General features: G+C 53.5%; 12 protein-coding genes. 7 read left to right on the forward strand and 5 right to left on the reverse strand.

Translation table 11 applies throughout. The features are described from left to right. Window positions 1–6: 6 nt before the first annotated feature. A complete protein-coding gene (gene pdeR / locus D9980_RS21130) occupies window positions 7–1,998 on the reverse strand; it encodes a cyclic di-GMP phosphodiesterase (protein ID WP_121608352.1) in 1,992 nt (663 codons plus the stop codon). A gap of 411 nt (window positions 1,999–2,409) precedes the next feature. Here pdeR and spy point away from each other — a divergent pair, with 411 nt between their 5' ends. Next, window positions 2,410–2,898 (forward strand): ATP-independent periplasmic protein-refolding chaperone Spy, encoded by a 489-nt coding sequence (gene spy / locus D9980_RS21135; protein WP_121608353.1) that lies wholly within the window; start codon window positions 2,410–2,412, stop codon window positions 2,896–2,898. Window positions 2,899–2,969: 71 nt separating this feature from the next. On the opposite strand, the gene D9980_RS21140 is transcribed toward spy, so the two are convergent. Then, window positions 2,970–4,190 (reverse strand): Tm-1-like ATP-binding domain-containing protein, encoded by a 1,221-nt coding sequence (locus D9980_RS21140; protein ID WP_121608354.1) that lies wholly within the window; start codon window positions 4,188–4,190, stop codon window positions 2,970–2,972. Between the two features lie 385 nt (window positions 4,191–4,575). On the opposite strand from D9980_RS21140, the gene D9980_RS21145 reads away from it, so the two are divergent. Both D9980_RS21145 and D9980_RS21150 read left to right on the forward strand, forming a co-directional pair. After that, window positions 4,576–5,112, forward strand: coding sequence for a TetR/AcrR family transcriptional regulator (locus tag D9980_RS21145; protein WP_226906696.1), 537 nt, complete (start codon window positions 4,576–4,578; stop codon window positions 5,110–5,112). A 409-nt stretch (window positions 5,113–5,521) separates the two neighbouring features. After that, entirely contained in the window at window positions 5,522–6,373 is an 852-nt protein-coding gene (locus D9980_RS21150) for a helix-turn-helix domain-containing protein (protein WP_121608355.1), read from the forward strand. Here the strand turns inward: D9980_RS21150 and D9980_RS21155 are convergent. From D9980_RS21155 to D9980_RS21165, 3 genes are read right to left on the reverse strand one after another with little or no spacing between them, the layout of a single operon-like run. Then, complete coding sequence (locus D9980_RS21155) at window positions 6,363–8,150, reverse strand: hybrid sensor histidine kinase/response regulator (protein WP_121608356.1); 1,788 nt, start codon at window positions 8,148–8,150, stop codon at window positions 6,363–6,365. The two genes, D9980_RS21150 and D9980_RS21155, sit on opposite strands and share 11 nt — an antisense overlap. Then, window positions 8,147–8,641 (reverse strand): molybdopterin-dependent oxidoreductase, encoded by a 495-nt coding sequence (locus tag D9980_RS21160; RefSeq protein WP_121608357.1) that lies wholly within the window; start codon window positions 8,639–8,641, stop codon window positions 8,147–8,149. Before D9980_RS21160 ends, D9980_RS21155 begins: the two co-directional genes overlap by 4 nt. Before the next feature lie 22 nt (window positions 8,642–8,663). Continuing rightward, window positions 8,664–9,698, reverse strand: a complete 1,035-nt coding sequence (locus D9980_RS21165) for a glycosyltransferase family 9 protein (RefSeq protein WP_121608358.1) — start codon at window positions 9,696–9,698, stop codon at window positions 8,664–8,666. 237 nt (window positions 9,699–9,935) lie between these two features. On the opposite strand from D9980_RS21165, the gene D9980_RS21170 reads away from it, so the two are divergent. From D9980_RS21170 to D9980_RS21185, 4 genes are all read left to right on the forward strand, one after another. Further along, window positions 9,936–10,478 (forward strand): hypothetical protein, encoded by a 543-nt coding sequence (locus D9980_RS21170; RefSeq protein ID WP_152525748.1) that lies wholly within the window; start codon window positions 9,936–9,938, stop codon window positions 10,476–10,478. 232 nt (window positions 10,479–10,710) lie between these two features. Further along, window positions 10,711–12,276 (forward strand): PTS transporter subunit EIIC, encoded by a 1,566-nt coding sequence (locus D9980_RS21175; RefSeq protein ID WP_121608359.1) that lies wholly within the window; start codon window positions 10,711–10,713, stop codon window positions 12,274–12,276. A gap of 12 nt (window positions 12,277–12,288) precedes the next feature. After that, the gene (locus D9980_RS21180; protein ID WP_121608360.1) at window positions 12,289–13,641 is read left to right on the forward strand and encodes an adenylosuccinate lyase family protein; all 1,353 of its coding nucleotides are present in this window, start codon (window positions 12,289–12,291) and stop codon (window positions 13,639–13,641) included. Continuing rightward, entirely contained in the window at window positions 13,634–14,842 is a 1,209-nt protein-coding gene (locus D9980_RS21185; protein WP_121608361.1) for an N-acetylglucosamine-6-phosphate deacetylase, read from the forward strand. The genes D9980_RS21180 and D9980_RS21185 overlap by 8 nt, the downstream gene beginning before the upstream one ends. The last annotated feature ends 168 nt before the right edge of the window (window positions 14,843–15,010 follow it).

Here is a 15,010-nt window from a genome sequence, read left to right on the forward strand (position 1 = left end):
CCCGCATCACTTTGGTGATCGCGGGCTATAGGTTTTCAGCCACTGTTCTAATTGCTCGGGTAGCATCGGCCGGGCGAACAGGAATCCCTGTTTTTCATCGACCCCTACGCAGTCCAGGAAGCGATTTTCACTGTCCGTCTCAACCCCTTCGGCAATCACCTTGAACTGTAACGCTGCGGCGACCGCGACGATGGCGCGGATCAGTGATTGTGATACCGGGGCCAGATTGACGCCGCGAACAAAGCTTTGATCCAGCTTGATGGCGTCCAGAGGGATACGTGCCAGCTGGGCCAGAGAGGAGTAACCGGTGCCAAAGTCATCCAGATGAACCTGTGCACCCAAGGCCCGTAGCCGGGCTATCACCTCACGCGCCCGGCTCTCATCTTCTATCAGGCTGCTTTCGGTCAGCTCAAAATCCAGAGTGCAGGGTGCAAGCTGGTTTTCCCGCAGTACTTCAACCAGATCGTTTACCACGCTGTCATCCACCAACTGCCTGGCGGAAAGGTTAACCGCGATGCGTAAATTCAGCCCCTGTCGTTGCCAAATGGCAGCCTGTTTCGCGGCGGTTTGCAGCACCCAGCGGCCAAGTGGGGCAATCAGCCCGGACTCTTCGGCATAGGAGATAAACTGCAGCGGTGGGATCAGCCCGCGTTCCGGCGAATCCCAGCGGACCAGCGCCTCTACGCTGTGCACGGCTCCGTTGAGCGTTGTGATCTTGGGTTGGTAATACACCACCAGTTGCTCCTGTTCCAGCCCCTTACGCAGATTGGTATCCAGCCACATGTATTCGGCAACGCGGCGGTTCATTTCCGGCGAGAAGACGATAAAGGTGCGTTTGCCGTGCTCCTTGGCGACGTACATGGCGGTATCGGCGCTGCGGATCAGGCTGTCCAGATCGTGGCCATGTTGCGGGCACAGGGCAATGCCAATCGAACAGCCGGTGTAGACCTCGATCAGGCCGATGCGGAAGGGCATTTGCAAGCGATCGATAATACGCTGGGCCAGCTCTTGCAGCATGATCCGGTCGGCCTGGGTGACCAGCACCAGAAATTCATCGCCCCCCAGACGGGCAAGTTTTTCTCCATGATCCAGGCAACTGAGAATGGCGTGAGACACCTCGATCAGCAAGCGATCGCCAAACATATGCCCATAGGCGTCATTTACTTTTTTGAAGTTATCCAGATCGAGATAGACCAACCCAACGTGGCTGTCACCGCGTTCGCTAATCGCCCGGTTAATATCATCCTGAATGGCGTTGCGGTTTGGCAGGCCGGTGATGGTATCGGTATTGGCCAATAGCCGCAGGCGTTCCTGGGCGCGGCGTTCTTCGGTGATATCCGTGCCGGAACAGATCAGGAACACCTCTTTTTTGCCGCTGCCGCTGTGGACGAACTTGTTGCGGAACAGGAATAACCGCTCGCCTTTGACCGTTTTGATCCAGCGCTCCACCTCATAGGAGGCCCCGTTGCGAAAGAAGGTGGCAATATTGCGCCGGGATGCAGCGGCCTCTTCGGGGCTCATAAACATCTTGAAGACGTTTTTGCCGATCACATCCTGTTCCTGCAGGCCGGTATACTCTTCGCTCAGGCGGTTAAAGCGCTGGACGCGGCCGTGTTGGTCAACGATGACAATGACGGAATTAGCCTCTGACACCACCTGTTCGGCAAACGATAGGCCGTGCACCAAATCACGTGCCACGGCCTCGGTATCGGTATAGGCAGAGGCGGTGCCCGCCCACTCTAATTTATTGACCCGGCGGCCGACCAAATGCAGGTGGATGGGTTGGCCGCTGAGCAGAATGGTCAGATCCAGGCTGGCGGTGACCCCGCTCAGACGGCGGATTTTCGCCGCCTGCATTTCGTCGAGGGCCACGGCAAGGTGTGTTTTGCCTTTGATTGCCGTCAACTGCAGGGCATTGCTGTCAAACGCCAGATGCCAGTAAGGGCTGCTGGTGCCAAAATGGGTGTTAAGGAGTATCGGGCCTTGGTCTGCGAACATGATCATTCCTCAAAAAGGGACAGCCGGACCCTACGCTGCAGCCTGAAAGACGATGGGGATCGCGTGAGCGACGTCTGTATAGAGTGTAAAAGAGAACCGCGCAGTGTGCGAAAATCAGTTTTTGGCTTCGTTGAGCCAGGGTTGTGGCCAGGGATGCTAAATTAATCCCTAGCTGGAGGTGGACAAAAGCCACACTAATAATTACGCTTGGGCAATCTAATCTTCCAAATAACAGACGCCTTCTCCATAATTTATTCATAATTGACGAATATTACCATTTTTGATTTTAAAAAATTTACACTCCCTCGCATTACTATATATTCATGCGCATACTATTATTTCCGACGACGAGATAGTGAGCCTGTTAACGTACAGCGCTCCTGATGAAGAATAACTTTTAAGGAAATAATTATGCGTAAACTGACCGCTTTATTTGTCGCTTCAACGTTAGCCCTGGGTTCTGCTTCTGCCGCCTTTGCAGCCGACGCAACTACCGCCCCGGCAACTGCCGCCCCGGTGAAAATGATGCACTATAAAGACGCAAAAAGAGAAAGTCCTTTTGCTGGCTTGAACCTGACCAAAGAGCAGCGCCAGCAGATGCGCGATATCATGAAAGAGTCGCATCAAAAACGCGGCCCGGGTGCTAAAGACGAGCGCCAGGCACTGCACAGCATGATCGCTTCGGAAAGCTTCGACGAAGCCAAGGCAAAAGCCCAGATCGATGCGATCGGTAAAGCGCAATCTGAGCACATGCTGGAACGCGCCAAAGCGGAAAACAAAATGTATAACCTGCTAACGCCAGAGCAGAAAAAACAATACAATGAGAATTATCAGAAACGCGAGCAGAAGATGATGGAGCATATGAAAAAAATGCGTGATCATGTCCCTGCTGCTGAATAATTAACATTGCTAGCATAATAAAAAATGCCGGGTTATTTGCCCGGCTTTTTTTATTTTATTTTCTGACAGGATTATTTAGTCGTAGCAGCAATGGCATTAAATTGTTCGATAATAATCGCGGCGAACAGGGGATCGTTGATATGGTACGGCACTTTGAGCAACCGGCGTTTTGCGGTCTGCACCAGCGTCCGTTCCAGCGAGTGAACAAAAGCGCTCAGCGCCTGTGGATCCCAGAAGGGCTGCCCTGGCGCATCCAAAGTTGAAAAGCCACCCAGCGGTACGACAAAGCATACCTCCCCGGCACAGGCGTTCAGCTTGTCACCAATCCAGCGCCCTAACTGGGTATTCTCCTGCGCCGTGGTGCGCATCAGCGTTACCTGGCTGTTGTGGCAATAAAATTGACGATTGGCGTAGCGGGCCGGAATGGTTTTCGGGTGACCGAAGTTGATCATATCCAGCCCCCCGCATGACATCACACCAGGGATCTCAGTGCGGGCAATGGCCCCAAAGCGATCTTCGTTGCAGGCCAACACGCCATCAAACAGATAGTCGCATACCTCTGTGGTGGTCAGATCCAATACGGCGTTGAGCAAGCGGCTGTCGATCAGCTTTTCCATTGCCTGGCCACCACTGCCGGTAGCGTGAAACACTAGGCAATCCCAGTCGTGCTCAATGGCGCTGGTCACGGCCTTTATACAAGGCGTAGTGACGCCAAACATGGTCAGGCCGGTGGCGGGTTTGCTGTCGGCATCATCATCGATATGAAAGCGGATTGCCCCGGCTATCTGGTTGGCGGCATTGCTCAATACCTTGCGTGAAATGCGATTTAGCCCGGCGATATCGGTGACAGAATACAGCATGGCAATGTCGCTGGAGCCGACATAGCCAGCGACATCACCCGCAGCCATACTCGATACCATCAGCTTTGGCAGGCCGATGGGCAACTGTTGCATGGCGGGTGTGATGATCGCGGTGCCACCAGACCCGCCCAAACCGAGCAGCGCAGCAACATCACGGCGTGAGAGCATGAAGCGCTCAAAAGCGATAGCCATGGCCGCAATCGCCTGCCCGCGATTAGCACAAAAAACGGCTTGTTCACCTTCCGGATGGTAACCCGCGATCTCATGTGCAGAAACGTCCGCATGATACAGAGAAGGCTTACCGGAAGTGGAGAGATCGAGGGTGATGACGGGTAAATCGAGATTGGCGATCAGATGACGGACATATTCCAGTTCTTGTCCTTTAGTATCTGCTGTGGTAGCAATATAGACAAAACCTGGGGTGCTGCTCATCATCTGTTCCTGAAAAAGGTTCAGACAAAGGTCTGAACAAATTGATTTTAATGCTATTTTTTATAGTGGGTTGTGAACCCTGGTGTCGGACAATAAGGTACTATCGTTTATTTGTTGGTCATAATGAGACTGCCGTATCATTTTTGCAAGCATTAATTTGCTTAAAGTGAGACTTGTGTCCCGTTTTTGGCTATCTTAGCGGTAATTTTTTACGTTGCCGATGGGCCAGGATCTGTCGGTGAGGCTGTCTATCGTATTGACTCCAAGGCTGGAAGATACGAGGAAGTTCGAGGAAAACGTGCCAATATCCGCATTTCCCGCTCCACGGGATGAATCTTTGACACATACTCGTGCCAAAACCCGCAGCTTGCTGCTGGCCTGTGCGATGGAGCTCTACGATGGTGGGGTCTTCCCTTCGATTACAGAGCTGGCGGCGCATGCGCAGGTCTCCCGTGCCACCGCTTATCGCTATTTTCCCACCCAAAGCGCCCTGATCTCCGCCGTTGTGGCGAAAAGTCTGGGGCCGATCCTTGAATGGCAACCGCAGGATAATGATGCGCTCAAGCGCATTCATCAACTGTTGGCGTTTGCCTATCCGCAGATGGAGCAGCATGAAGGCGCGCTACGTGCGGCGTTACAGCTATCGCTCCAGCAATGGGCTAACGCGACGCCGGGCGAAAAATTTGTGCGTGGCAATCGCAAACGGCTGTTGAAGCTGGCGGTGGAGCCCTTGCAGAACAAACTCCCTGCTGAAGCCCTGCAACGCGTAATCCACGCCTTTTCGCTGATTTATGGTTCCGAGGTGTTCCTGGTGCTGAAGGACATTTGGGGTTTAGAGCTCGATGATATTCAAGATGTGACCCAGTGGATGGCCAAAGCCATCATTCGCCAGGCTGAAGAAGATGCCAACGCTGGAGGGTAATCTGCCGATCAAGGTTGGCCATGCTGACGGGCCGGGGAGTGTTCTCCGGCCTTTTCATTGGGTTTTTGGCTAATAAAAAACCGGAACCCTTGCGGGCCCCGGCTTAACGAGGGGTGAAGCAATTAACTCTGCGGTTAAACTTGCTCAGCTTGCAACTCCCTGTCGATACTTTAATCAGGTGTTGTGGCCGGCTTATAATTTCCCTGGTGCTGGTATGGTTATTACTAACTTATCGTTCTACTATCGTTTTTATAATATATCACTTCTGGTACCATGTTTGACCATAAAAGATGGTATGTCAAGCAAGCTATTAGGCTAAGATTGTATAGTATGCGAGATTTCGATAACGTTTTTGTACGGATGGGTGTCAAAGCGACTGAAAAATCAGCGAGATATATCGAAGGATAAAATGTTTAACAATCATCAAAAATTCGATTCGCAGTCGATTGCAGGCAAGGTCAGGGAACTCTTTTTGCAGCATGGGATCGGCAAGCGACAACATGCCAAGGAACTCAGCCGCATTTTGGATCTGAGTTTTTCCCATGCTCACCGCAAGCTGAAAGGCCAGAGCCCATGGACGCTGGAACAAATCAACAGCGTGGCACTGGCTTTGGGAGAAACGCCGGCGTCCATCGTCGACATTCTGCCAGAAAGCGAGCCTGTTGGGTCCACTGTGGCACAGGATGCCATCTTTTCTGTGGCCGGGGTGGCGTTACCTTGTGTGGCGCACATTAGCAGCGAACTAGTGGGCAGCAAGCAGGCCGAGTTTGTTGGCTTGCAGCAGGATGGGCAGTGGATGGTTTATCGAGCCAGCGAGGCCCCACAGGGCAAGCGTTTTGCTGTCGAACTGATCGAGATCCGCCCCTGCCATAGCGAAGACGATCGCCTGAGCATTGCGGTATTGGATGATGCACATCAGGCCGCTGATGAGCTAACCAAGTATCTCAATAGCCAAGGATTCAACGCCGTGGCTTTCTATGACGTCAGCAGTTTCTGCCAGGCGCTGGCCAAAAACCCGTTTGATGGCTACGTGGTGGATTGGTTGATAGGCCACGAAACGGCGCAGAAATGCATCGAAACCATTCGCACTTCCGATCATGCAGATGCGCCGATCCTGGTGCTGACCGGCCAGTTGGGCACCGATTTGCGTGAGTCAGAGATTGCCAGAGCGATGCGCGATTATGACGTGTTAGGCCCGTATGAAAAACCGGTGCGGCTCCATGTCATCGAAGCCGCACTGCAACGGTGCTTTAATCTGTAGTGACAAACAGCGACGTGAGTGAGGTGGATAGCGCCTCCATGCGTACCGGTTTCATCAGGTAATCGTCAAACATGGCGCGTTGCTCGCTAGGCAGCAGCTCCGGCGTATAGGCGCTGATACCGATAATCGGGATATTACGGTTCGGGCCGCGCTGGTCACGCAGCTGTTGCGCTACTGCCACACCATCGATGCCGGGCATTTGCAGATCGAGCAGCAAGGCATCGTAAGGCCGCCGCAGCAGCTTTTGCAGCGCACGTTCTGACGAGTCACACAGCTCATATTGATAGCCCAACTTGTCGAGCAGGGCGATAAAGGCCATGCCTGCGGCAGGATTGTCGTCTACCACCAGGATTTGCTGCTCTTTTTTCAACAGCGTCGCTGCCGGACGTGGGCTTTGCTCTGGCAACTGTTCTTCACTGATCTCAACGGGGATGCTGACGATAAAGGTGCTGCCTTCTCCCACTTCGCTGTACACCGTGATCGTGCCGTCGAGCAATTCAACCAGGCCGTGGACGATCGCCAATCCCATGCCAACCCCGCTGTATTGGCGAGTATTTGACTGATCGAGCTGGGTAAAGGGCTCAAAAATCTGCGGTAGCAGGGCATTGTCGATACCGATGCCAGTATCCGTAACTTCGATGATTAACGAACTCCCCGCAGGCTGACTACGTAGGCAGCTGTGCAGCGTGATGGTGCCGCTTTCGGTATATTTAAAGGCGTTGGTCAGCAGGTTAACCACGATTTGCCGTAGCCGCTGCGGGTCGGAATAGACCTGCGCATGGGTGAATTCCACTTCACGTACCAGTTTGACCCCAGGTTTATGGGCCAGCATGGCGATTTCATCCGTCGTTTCGTCGATCACCTGCTGGGCATTAAAGGGAACAATGCGCAGCTCCATCATGCCGCTGTCCAGGCGCGCATAATCGGTGAGATCCTTCATCTGGCTTTCTATCTGCTCGGCGGCGGTTTCCAGCCGGTGGAAAGTATCTTTGTGCTCATGGGATACGCGGGTATTGGTCAACACATCGATGGCGGACATGATGCTTTGCAGCGAGGTGCGCAGTTCATGCCCGATGGCCCCGAGGAAGGCATTTTTGGTGCGGATAGCCTTTTGCTCTGCGCGAATGGCCTTCGACTGTTGGCTGATGGTTTGACGCTGCTGGCGGATGACGATCAGCGTGATGGCAATCAGCGCGATCACCGAGAACATGATGATCACCAGGCCATAAAAGATGATGTGCCTTTTCTCGATAAAATCTTCGTAAGCCCCGGTGCGCTGTTTCACTTCAGCGTGGTCCGCCAGGTTGGCCATCATAATCGCGGAGGGTTTGATCTGCTGCATGGCCTGCGAAATCAGTCCCAGATCTACCTGAGGGCTGTTGACCAACTGATCCAACTGGGTAATTTCATTGCGCATCCGCTCAACGAGCTCGGGATAGCCAGGTTCGTGGTACAGCGGCAGGGTCGATTCTGACGGGCGGGCGAGCACCGAATAGCGAGAATAGAGAATATCGAACCTTAGCCTCAGATTATCGATATCCACCTGGTTGGTGCTTTTTTGCTGTTCCACCAGGGTTTCAAATTCCGCCAGCTTGATGGCGAACTTGGCGATCGACCAAGAGTAGTTTTCCTGCGTACCGGCAACGGCATACAGCCCTTTTTTGGACAAGGTGGCACTGTAGTAATACAGCGTCACCGTTGAGGCGAGCAGGAATAAGGCGGCAAAAATGGCCGGAATGGCCAACCTGCCGCTGTCTTTGAACCTGACTAACTTCATTTAATGACGATCCTGTTGATCTGCCAGATAAAGCGCGAGTTATACAGCGGAGAGTTGAGCTCCGCGCCCCCGGCATCGCGGGGATAGATCAGAAACAGCGGCCCGAAATCGCGCACCTTTAACATTTCCCCGCCCATTTTATAGGCCAGGATCATATTGTATTTAGCCACGTCCGAGATGGGCACATCAATATAATAATCGTTCAGCGCGTAGAGCGTCATCATGGTGCCTTCGGCACCCACTTTAGCCAAAATATCCGCCAGCAATACACCATCGAATTTTACTCTGGGCGTCCACGAAGTGGTGGTCGTGATGCTGTGGACCGGCATGGCAAACAGCTCTTTATCGGTAAAGACATAGGTTTTGTTCTCGGCGTCGGTGATGTTTTTAATCTTGCCGCCGACTTCCAGGGTAAAGCTGAGAGCACTGGTTTGGGTAATGACCAAAGCCAGCAGGGCAAACGCGGTATTTCTTATTGCGGTCAACAGCATCGGTAGTTCTCCAGACCGGGGATCAGGCCCACGGCAATTCGTTTAGCATCAGGGTAGTGAAGGCTAGTTCGACCTGCTCCAGGTCATGCTTTCTGGCGCTGGCCTGCACGTTGTTCAGCTCGGGGAGGGCAAAATAGACAGGCTGACATAAAGGATAGTCTCGCACCCGCAATTCGGGAGCGATTGAGGTAAAGAAGGCGGTAGTTGGGACATCGTAGCCTGCGGCAATATGCACCGCAGCGGTATCCGATGTCAGAACATAGCGGGCATGCTTCACCCAGGCCAGGAAATCAGCGGTCGCGGTGGAGAGCGGTTGAATATCCACATAATGCGGGTGATCCACCGCGCCGAACCCCAGCACCGGGCAGGCAAACTTCTCCCACAGGGCATTCACCAGTGGCACATGAGCACTGGCCGGGATGCTGCGTAACGGCGTACTGGCGGTGGGGCAAAACAGCACGTAGGGCTTGTTCTGCCAGCACTCAGGTAATGGCGGCAGACACAGTTTTTGCATCCAGCGGTTGGCTTTCGCCGCAGCAGGAATAGCGGCAGGTTCAACGCCCAGTGCCTGCAGGAAAAAATCAATCATCGGCAACGTGGTGAAGGCTGGCCAGAACAGTTGATTACCGGCATCGATACACAGTTCTTGCTCAGGAATATGCTCCGCTTTCCACGGCAGCCAACGGAGATCCGCCACCATGCCTGCCGCCAGATGATAAAGCTGATCGACATAGTGGGGCGCGCGCCCTGGCCGGTAGATAATAGTACGCAGGTTGGGATTAAACTCGCGCAGCGCTTCAAGCGCGGTCAGGCCAATAATGGAATCGCCCAGCGTTACGCCCATGCCATTAATGATGTGCACGACAGATTCATTACAATAATCCACGCTGAAAGGAGCCGCAGCGGCGTTGCGGATACCGCGGTAGCCAGCCAGGCTAAAATAATCACCGGAAAAACTCTCCTGCTGCTCAAGATCCCATGAGGCGACCATGACGCCGTCTGCTGTCAGCAAACTTCCCCGGTGATATAACACTTCATCCTTTGTTAACACTTCCATTATTTGTCCTGTCTACGAAGGCGCGGCTAAGGCTAGGAGGAATAGGCAAAAGAATGGCAGAAAACGCCGCGCTTTGCAGGTGAGAATAAGCGAAATAGCATTAAAAAGATTGGAGTTTACGCCTTACCTGAATAGCAGCAGGAAGGCAGCCCCAATAGATAAGATGTCATCCGTGTTATTTTCCGCTAGATTGAGGTGATTTTGTCGTCAATGGATAATGATAAGCAGGATAATGAGATGAAAAATAGCGTAATGGCCTTGGTTTTGGTGATGATGGCTGCCCCTGCCGTTCAGGCTGAAGAGACCGCCGTGGTGAAAGACAGCGTGAAAAGCGTGGTCTCTGGCGTCATTGCCTCAGGTAAAGATGCACTCAGCGGTCTGAAAGATGGCGTGGATGATGGCCGTCAGTCAGGTAGCAGCATTGATGGGGCCATCATTGTGACCGACAAAGACAATCTGGTTAAAAATGTCACCGCATCGGTTTCCGCCATTGAGAAAGTCGCGGCTCAAGAATATAAAGTGACCCTTTCCCTCCGTAATAAAACCGACAAAATCGTACGTCTTAGCAATCTGAATGAAAGTAAATCATTGATGCTGTTAGACAAGGAGGGTTTTGTTTCACCACTGAAAACCGCATTGGTGCCTGGGGATGCGAATATTACCATTCCGGAAAATGCGGCAGTCCGAGTGCGGTATGTTTTTGCTGACGTTGAAGACACACCTGCTATGCTGCGCCTTTATGGATTGGATATTCCGGTCCCCGCAGTCGTAAATCAGTAAGCTAAACCATCTGGTGGTCGTGATCGATTGAGTCTGGATCGCGGCCTGGCCTGGTAACCGCCTACCAACCTTGACCTATTACCGCCCGTCTGAAAACGACCGGGTGGCAATTTGTCGTGCCTCCGTTTTTTGACGGGCAAAAAATGAGCCTTGAATCAGCCAGTATTTGGCCTTGATGGTGGGAGCGCTGGCATTGTTTGATAGAGCGGTAAAGTAAACCAGGGGCCAGATAATGAAATCCAACTTTAAAAACGAAATACAGACGTTTGGGCGTTCCCTATTATTGCCTATTGCCGTGTTAGCCCCGGTGGGGATGCTAATGGGGATCTGTAGCGCGCTGGGCCAGGCGTATATGATCGATAAACTGCCGTTTCTGGGAAATGCCTACTGCAAGGCGATCCTCTCTTCGGTGGGATTAATCAGCAGCGTAGTGTTCCAGAATATCCCATTGCTGTTCGCCATGGGGGTCGCTTATGGCATGTCGAAGAAGGAAAAGGGCATTGCGGTCTTCGCTTCGGTCATCGCTTATTTAACCTTACTGATCTCCATGCACGTGCATCTGAAAGTGATGGACCAATTGGTGACGGAGAATATGGCACTGGTCGGGCAGGGCACGGTGCTCGGCATCCATACGCTGAAAATAGAGGCGCTGGGAGGGATCATTGCCGGTTTGCTTGCCGCCAAGGTGACAGACCGGTTCTACCGGCTACAGCTGCCGTTGGCCTTTGCCTTCTTCAGTGGGAAGAAATCGGTCGCCATCCTGTCGATTGCCTTCACCATCCCGGTTGGTCTGCTGATCCCGTTCGTGTGGGATGTGTTTACCTATGGGATGCGGAGCATCTCGACCGTGATGATGGCCCCGAATATCGGTGCCGGGATCTACATGACTCTGAACCGTTTGCTGATCCCGTTTGGCTTGCACCATGTCCTGAGTTCGACGGTGCGCTTCACCGAAGCGGGTGGCACCTATCTGATTGATGGGCAAACCTACGTTGGCATTCTGCCCGCCATGAACAAGATCCTGTTTGAACTGGGGCCTAACCATCCGGCATGGAATGAGTTCATGCCAACGCTGTCCAGCTACCTGGCTTCGTCGCAGATGCTGACCACGTTGTTCCGCGTTCCGGCTATCGGGCTGGCGATGTACCACATGGCCTATTTCAAAAACAAGAAATTCGCCAAAGGGATGATCCTGACCGTGGTACTGACGGCGTTTCTCGGCAATATCACCGAGCCGCTTGAGTTCTCTTTCCTGTTTATTGCGCCGCAGCTCTTTGTTATCTACGCGATCTTGTGCGGCCTGCTAACCATTCCTCTGCAAATGTTGGACGTCTCGATTGGTTATATTCGCGGCACGATCTTTGACTTCGGCATCTTCGGGCTGATGTACGAAAACACCCACTGGCCGAACCTGCTGCTGCTGGGCGCGATTAACTTTGTGGTGTTCTATGGCGTGTTCCGCTACGCCATTGGCAAGTTTGATATCAAAACGCCTGGGCGTGAGAAAGAGATGGCGGACAGCGCGCTGCTCAATAACAAAGAGTACGACAAGGTGGCGGAGCTGGTCGTCGAAGGGCTGGGCGGCAGGCAGAACATCAAGCGGGTAGAAAACTGTGTGTCGCGGCTGCGTATCGACCTTGGCGACCAGAAGCTGATGAACATGGAGTTGCTGAAAGAGGCCGGTTCATTGGGGACCTTTATTCCCTCCAGCAACCATATTCACGTGGTCTTCGGGCCGCACGTCGAGTTTGTCCGTAACGCGGTAGACGACAATCTTGCTGGCATCCAGCAACGTTAAGAGGAACACAGCATGCGCGCACTTTATGATTCCAAAAGTAAAACCATCGATCATCAGGGCATGAAAGATCTTTTCACCCACGAGGCCAGGGTGCAGTCATGGCTAGACGTGGAAGGCGCTCTGGCGATGGCGCAGGCCAAGGTCGGTATGATCCCTGCTGCTGCGGCAGAAAATATCGCCGCCAACTGCCAGTTGGAACGGATCGATCTGACGGAGATCGATCGGTTGATGCGTCAGATTGGCCACGGGTTTGTGCCTGTCATCAAGGTGCTGGTGAAGGCTTGTGATGCAGAAAGCGGCAAGTACGTGCACTACGGCGTGACGACCCAAAACATACAGCAAACGGCCCACCTGCTGATCGTGCAGAAATTCCACCGTCATCTGATGAAGTTTGTCGATGACACGCTGGTCAATCTGGCCCGCCTGGCGAAGGCACACAAAAATACCCTGATGGCGGGGCGCACCCACGGCAAACACGCCTTGCCCATCACCTATGGCTATAAGGTTTCCGTGTGGATTTATGAGTTGCTGGCGGCGGTGGAACGTATGCAAGAGGCAGAAAAGCGTGTCTTCACCGTGATGATGGGCGGCGCGGTGGGCGCTTTTCACGCCACGGGGGAAGCGGGCAGAACGGTGCAGGATCAGGTCGCCGAACAGCTCGGAATGCATTCGATGCTGGTGCCTTCACGCAATGCCAGAGTGTTCCGCGCCGAGTACATCAGCAACCTGTGTTTGCTGGCAACCACTCTGCATAAAATCGCCGAAGAGGTTTATCAGACTTCCAGTGAGGAGTTTGGCGAAGTCTCCGAGGCGTTCACCAAAGGCACCGTGGGCAGCAGCACCATGCCGCAGAAGGTCAATCCCAAGCTGGCAAAGGGCGTCATTGCCAACGCCCAGAAGCTGTATTCGGTGATGACGGCGGCGCTCTACGTCTGCCCAAGGCCGTTTGAGGCGGACAGCTCGGCCTACTTTATCTTTGATGCCAGCCTGCAGGAAAGCATTGAGCTGATGGCCGAGATTATCCTGCGTGCAGAGGAGCTGACGCGCACGCTGGTGATTAACCCTGAGCGGATGCACGATAACGTGATGCTGACGCACGGGCTGATCAACAGCGAGAAAATCATGATGAAGCTGGTGGATAAATTGGGTAAGGATCCGGCCCATGAGCTGGTTTACAACATGGCGATGCGCAGCACCCATGAACACCTCGAATACGGTGAAATACTAAGCCAGGATCCGGTCATGGCCGAAAACTTCACGGCGCAGGAGATTGCGGAGCTGCTGGATCCCGGAGCCTATACCGGCCTGTGTGCCGTCTTGGCCGATGAACTGGCAGACCGGGTCTTGGAGAGAAGCCATGGATGACCAGCGCTCCGGGGTCATTAAGTCCAACCGGATCGTGTTCCCCGACGGTATCAAGGCCGGTTATCTATTGGTGCAGCAAGGGCAAATCAGCGGGTTCGCCAGCCACTTTTCCGGTAGCTGCATCGACCATAGCGAGCGGATCATCATGCCCGGGTTTGTCGATATTCATGTGCATGGCTGGGGGCGGGGTTCGTTCGGCTACAAGGGCAATAAGGCGTCGCTGAAGTGGATGAGCCACGATTTGGTCAAGGCCGGGGTCACTTCTTACCTGCCCACGTCCGGCACCATGCCAAATGATTTCCTGGAGACGTCGTTAGTGGAGGCCGCTGACTATATTGCCACGGCAACGCCAGCGGACGGGGCCGAAGCCATCGGCATCCATATGGAAGGCCCCTACATCAGCGAAAAACACCTCGGCATGCAGCGAGCTGACTGCCTGCAACGGCCAAGCATTGAAGGATTCGAACGCTTTAACCGGCTAGCGGGGCAGAACATCCGCCTGATGACGCTAGCGCCAGAACTGGAAGGGGCGTTGGATTTGATTCGCCATCTGCGGGCGAAGGGGATCACCGCGTCGGCTGGGCATACCGATGCCACCTTTGCTGAGGTTACGGCAGCGATAGAGGCGGGATTAAATCACTTCACCCACGCTTATAGCGGGATGCGTGGCTTCCATCACCGTGAGCTCGGGGTGGTCGGTGCGCTGATGTACTATCAGGATACCTATGCGGAAGTTGCGAAACAGAGCGGCATCACCATCAAACCGGAGGCATTTGATCTGCTTTATCGCCTGAAGCGCGATCGGCGCATGGTGCTGATGAGTGACTGTATGGGCTATGTCGATTTCCCGGAAGGCTATGAGTTTCACCATTACCTGCGCAAAGAGACCTTCCGTATCAAACAGGGGCAGTTAGAGATCACCTCAGACGGTGGTGATACGCGCCACGTTTGCCCCTGTGACTATGATGCGGTGCAGCAACTGGAGATGAACTTTCTCGATTCGGTGAAGAACATCGTCGATCGTCTGGATACTGGCCTGATGTCCGTCGCCAGCATCGCTTGCGAGAATCCGGCGTTTCTGGCGGGCGCGCAGAGCCGGAAAGGATCACTGTGCCCGGGGAAAGATGCCGATATTCTGGTGCTGAATGAAGGGTTGGATCTGGTGGAAGTCTACTGCCGGGGCGTTCGTCAGACACTGTAACCTAATGCACGGCCAACGTTGGTTGGCCGTAGTGGCCTCCATTCCCTCCTAGCTAAAACTCTCAGTGGTACAACCTCAAAAAATTTCAGCGATTTTATTGATGAAGGCCGTCACATAATCTAATTATTTGATGGGCTGTAAAAAACTATGTTGATATTTATCAATATG

Origin of the sequence: Serratia sp. 3ACOL1 (assembly GCF_003668775.1) — a bacterium.
GTDB classification, from domain to species: domain Bacteria; phylum Pseudomonadota; class Gammaproteobacteria; order Enterobacterales; family Enterobacteriaceae; genus Chania; species Chania fonticola.

What these genes read in the sequence shown, in the direction of transcription:
- D9980_RS21185 (WP_121608361.1), top strand. Translation starts at nt 13,634, where the DNA reads ATGGATGACCAGCGCTCCGGGGTCATTAAGTCCAACCGGATCGTGTTC.
- D9980_RS21145 (WP_226906696.1), top strand. Translation starts at nt 4,576, where the DNA reads ATGGAGCTCTACGATGGTGGGGTCTTCCCTTCGATTACAGAGCTGGCG.
- D9980_RS21180 (WP_121608360.1), top strand. Translation starts at nt 12,289, where the DNA reads ATGCGCGCACTTTATGATTCCAAAAGTAAAACCATCGATCATCAGGGC.
- D9980_RS21140 (WP_121608354.1), bottom strand. Translation starts at nt 4,190, where the DNA reads ATGAGCAGCACCCCAGGTTTTGTCTATATTGCTACCACAGCAGATACT.
- pdeR (WP_121608352.1), bottom strand. Translation starts at nt 1,998, where the DNA reads ATGTTCGCAGACCAAGGCCCGATACTCCTTAACACCCATTTTGGCACC.
- D9980_RS21175 (WP_121608359.1), top strand. Translation starts at nt 10,711, where the DNA reads ATGAAATCCAACTTTAAAAACGAAATACAGACGTTTGGGCGTTCCCTA.
- D9980_RS21150 (WP_121608355.1), top strand. Translation starts at nt 5,522, where the DNA reads ATGTTTAACAATCATCAAAAATTCGATTCGCAGTCGATTGCAGGCAAG.
- D9980_RS21160 (WP_121608357.1), bottom strand. Translation starts at nt 8,641, where the DNA reads ATGCTGTTGACCGCAATAAGAAATACCGCGTTTGCCCTGCTGGCTTTG.
- spy (WP_121608353.1), top strand. Translation starts at nt 2,410, where the DNA reads ATGCGTAAACTGACCGCTTTATTTGTCGCTTCAACGTTAGCCCTGGGT.
- D9980_RS21165 (WP_121608358.1), bottom strand. Translation starts at nt 9,698, where the DNA reads ATGGAAGTGTTAACAAAGGATGAAGTGTTATATCACCGGGGAAGTTTG.
- D9980_RS21170 (WP_152525748.1), top strand. Translation starts at nt 9,936, where the DNA reads ATGAAAAATAGCGTAATGGCCTTGGTTTTGGTGATGATGGCTGCCCCT.
- D9980_RS21155 (WP_121608356.1), bottom strand. Translation starts at nt 8,150, where the DNA reads ATGAAGTTAGTCAGGTTCAAAGACAGCGGCAGGTTGGCCATTCCGGCC.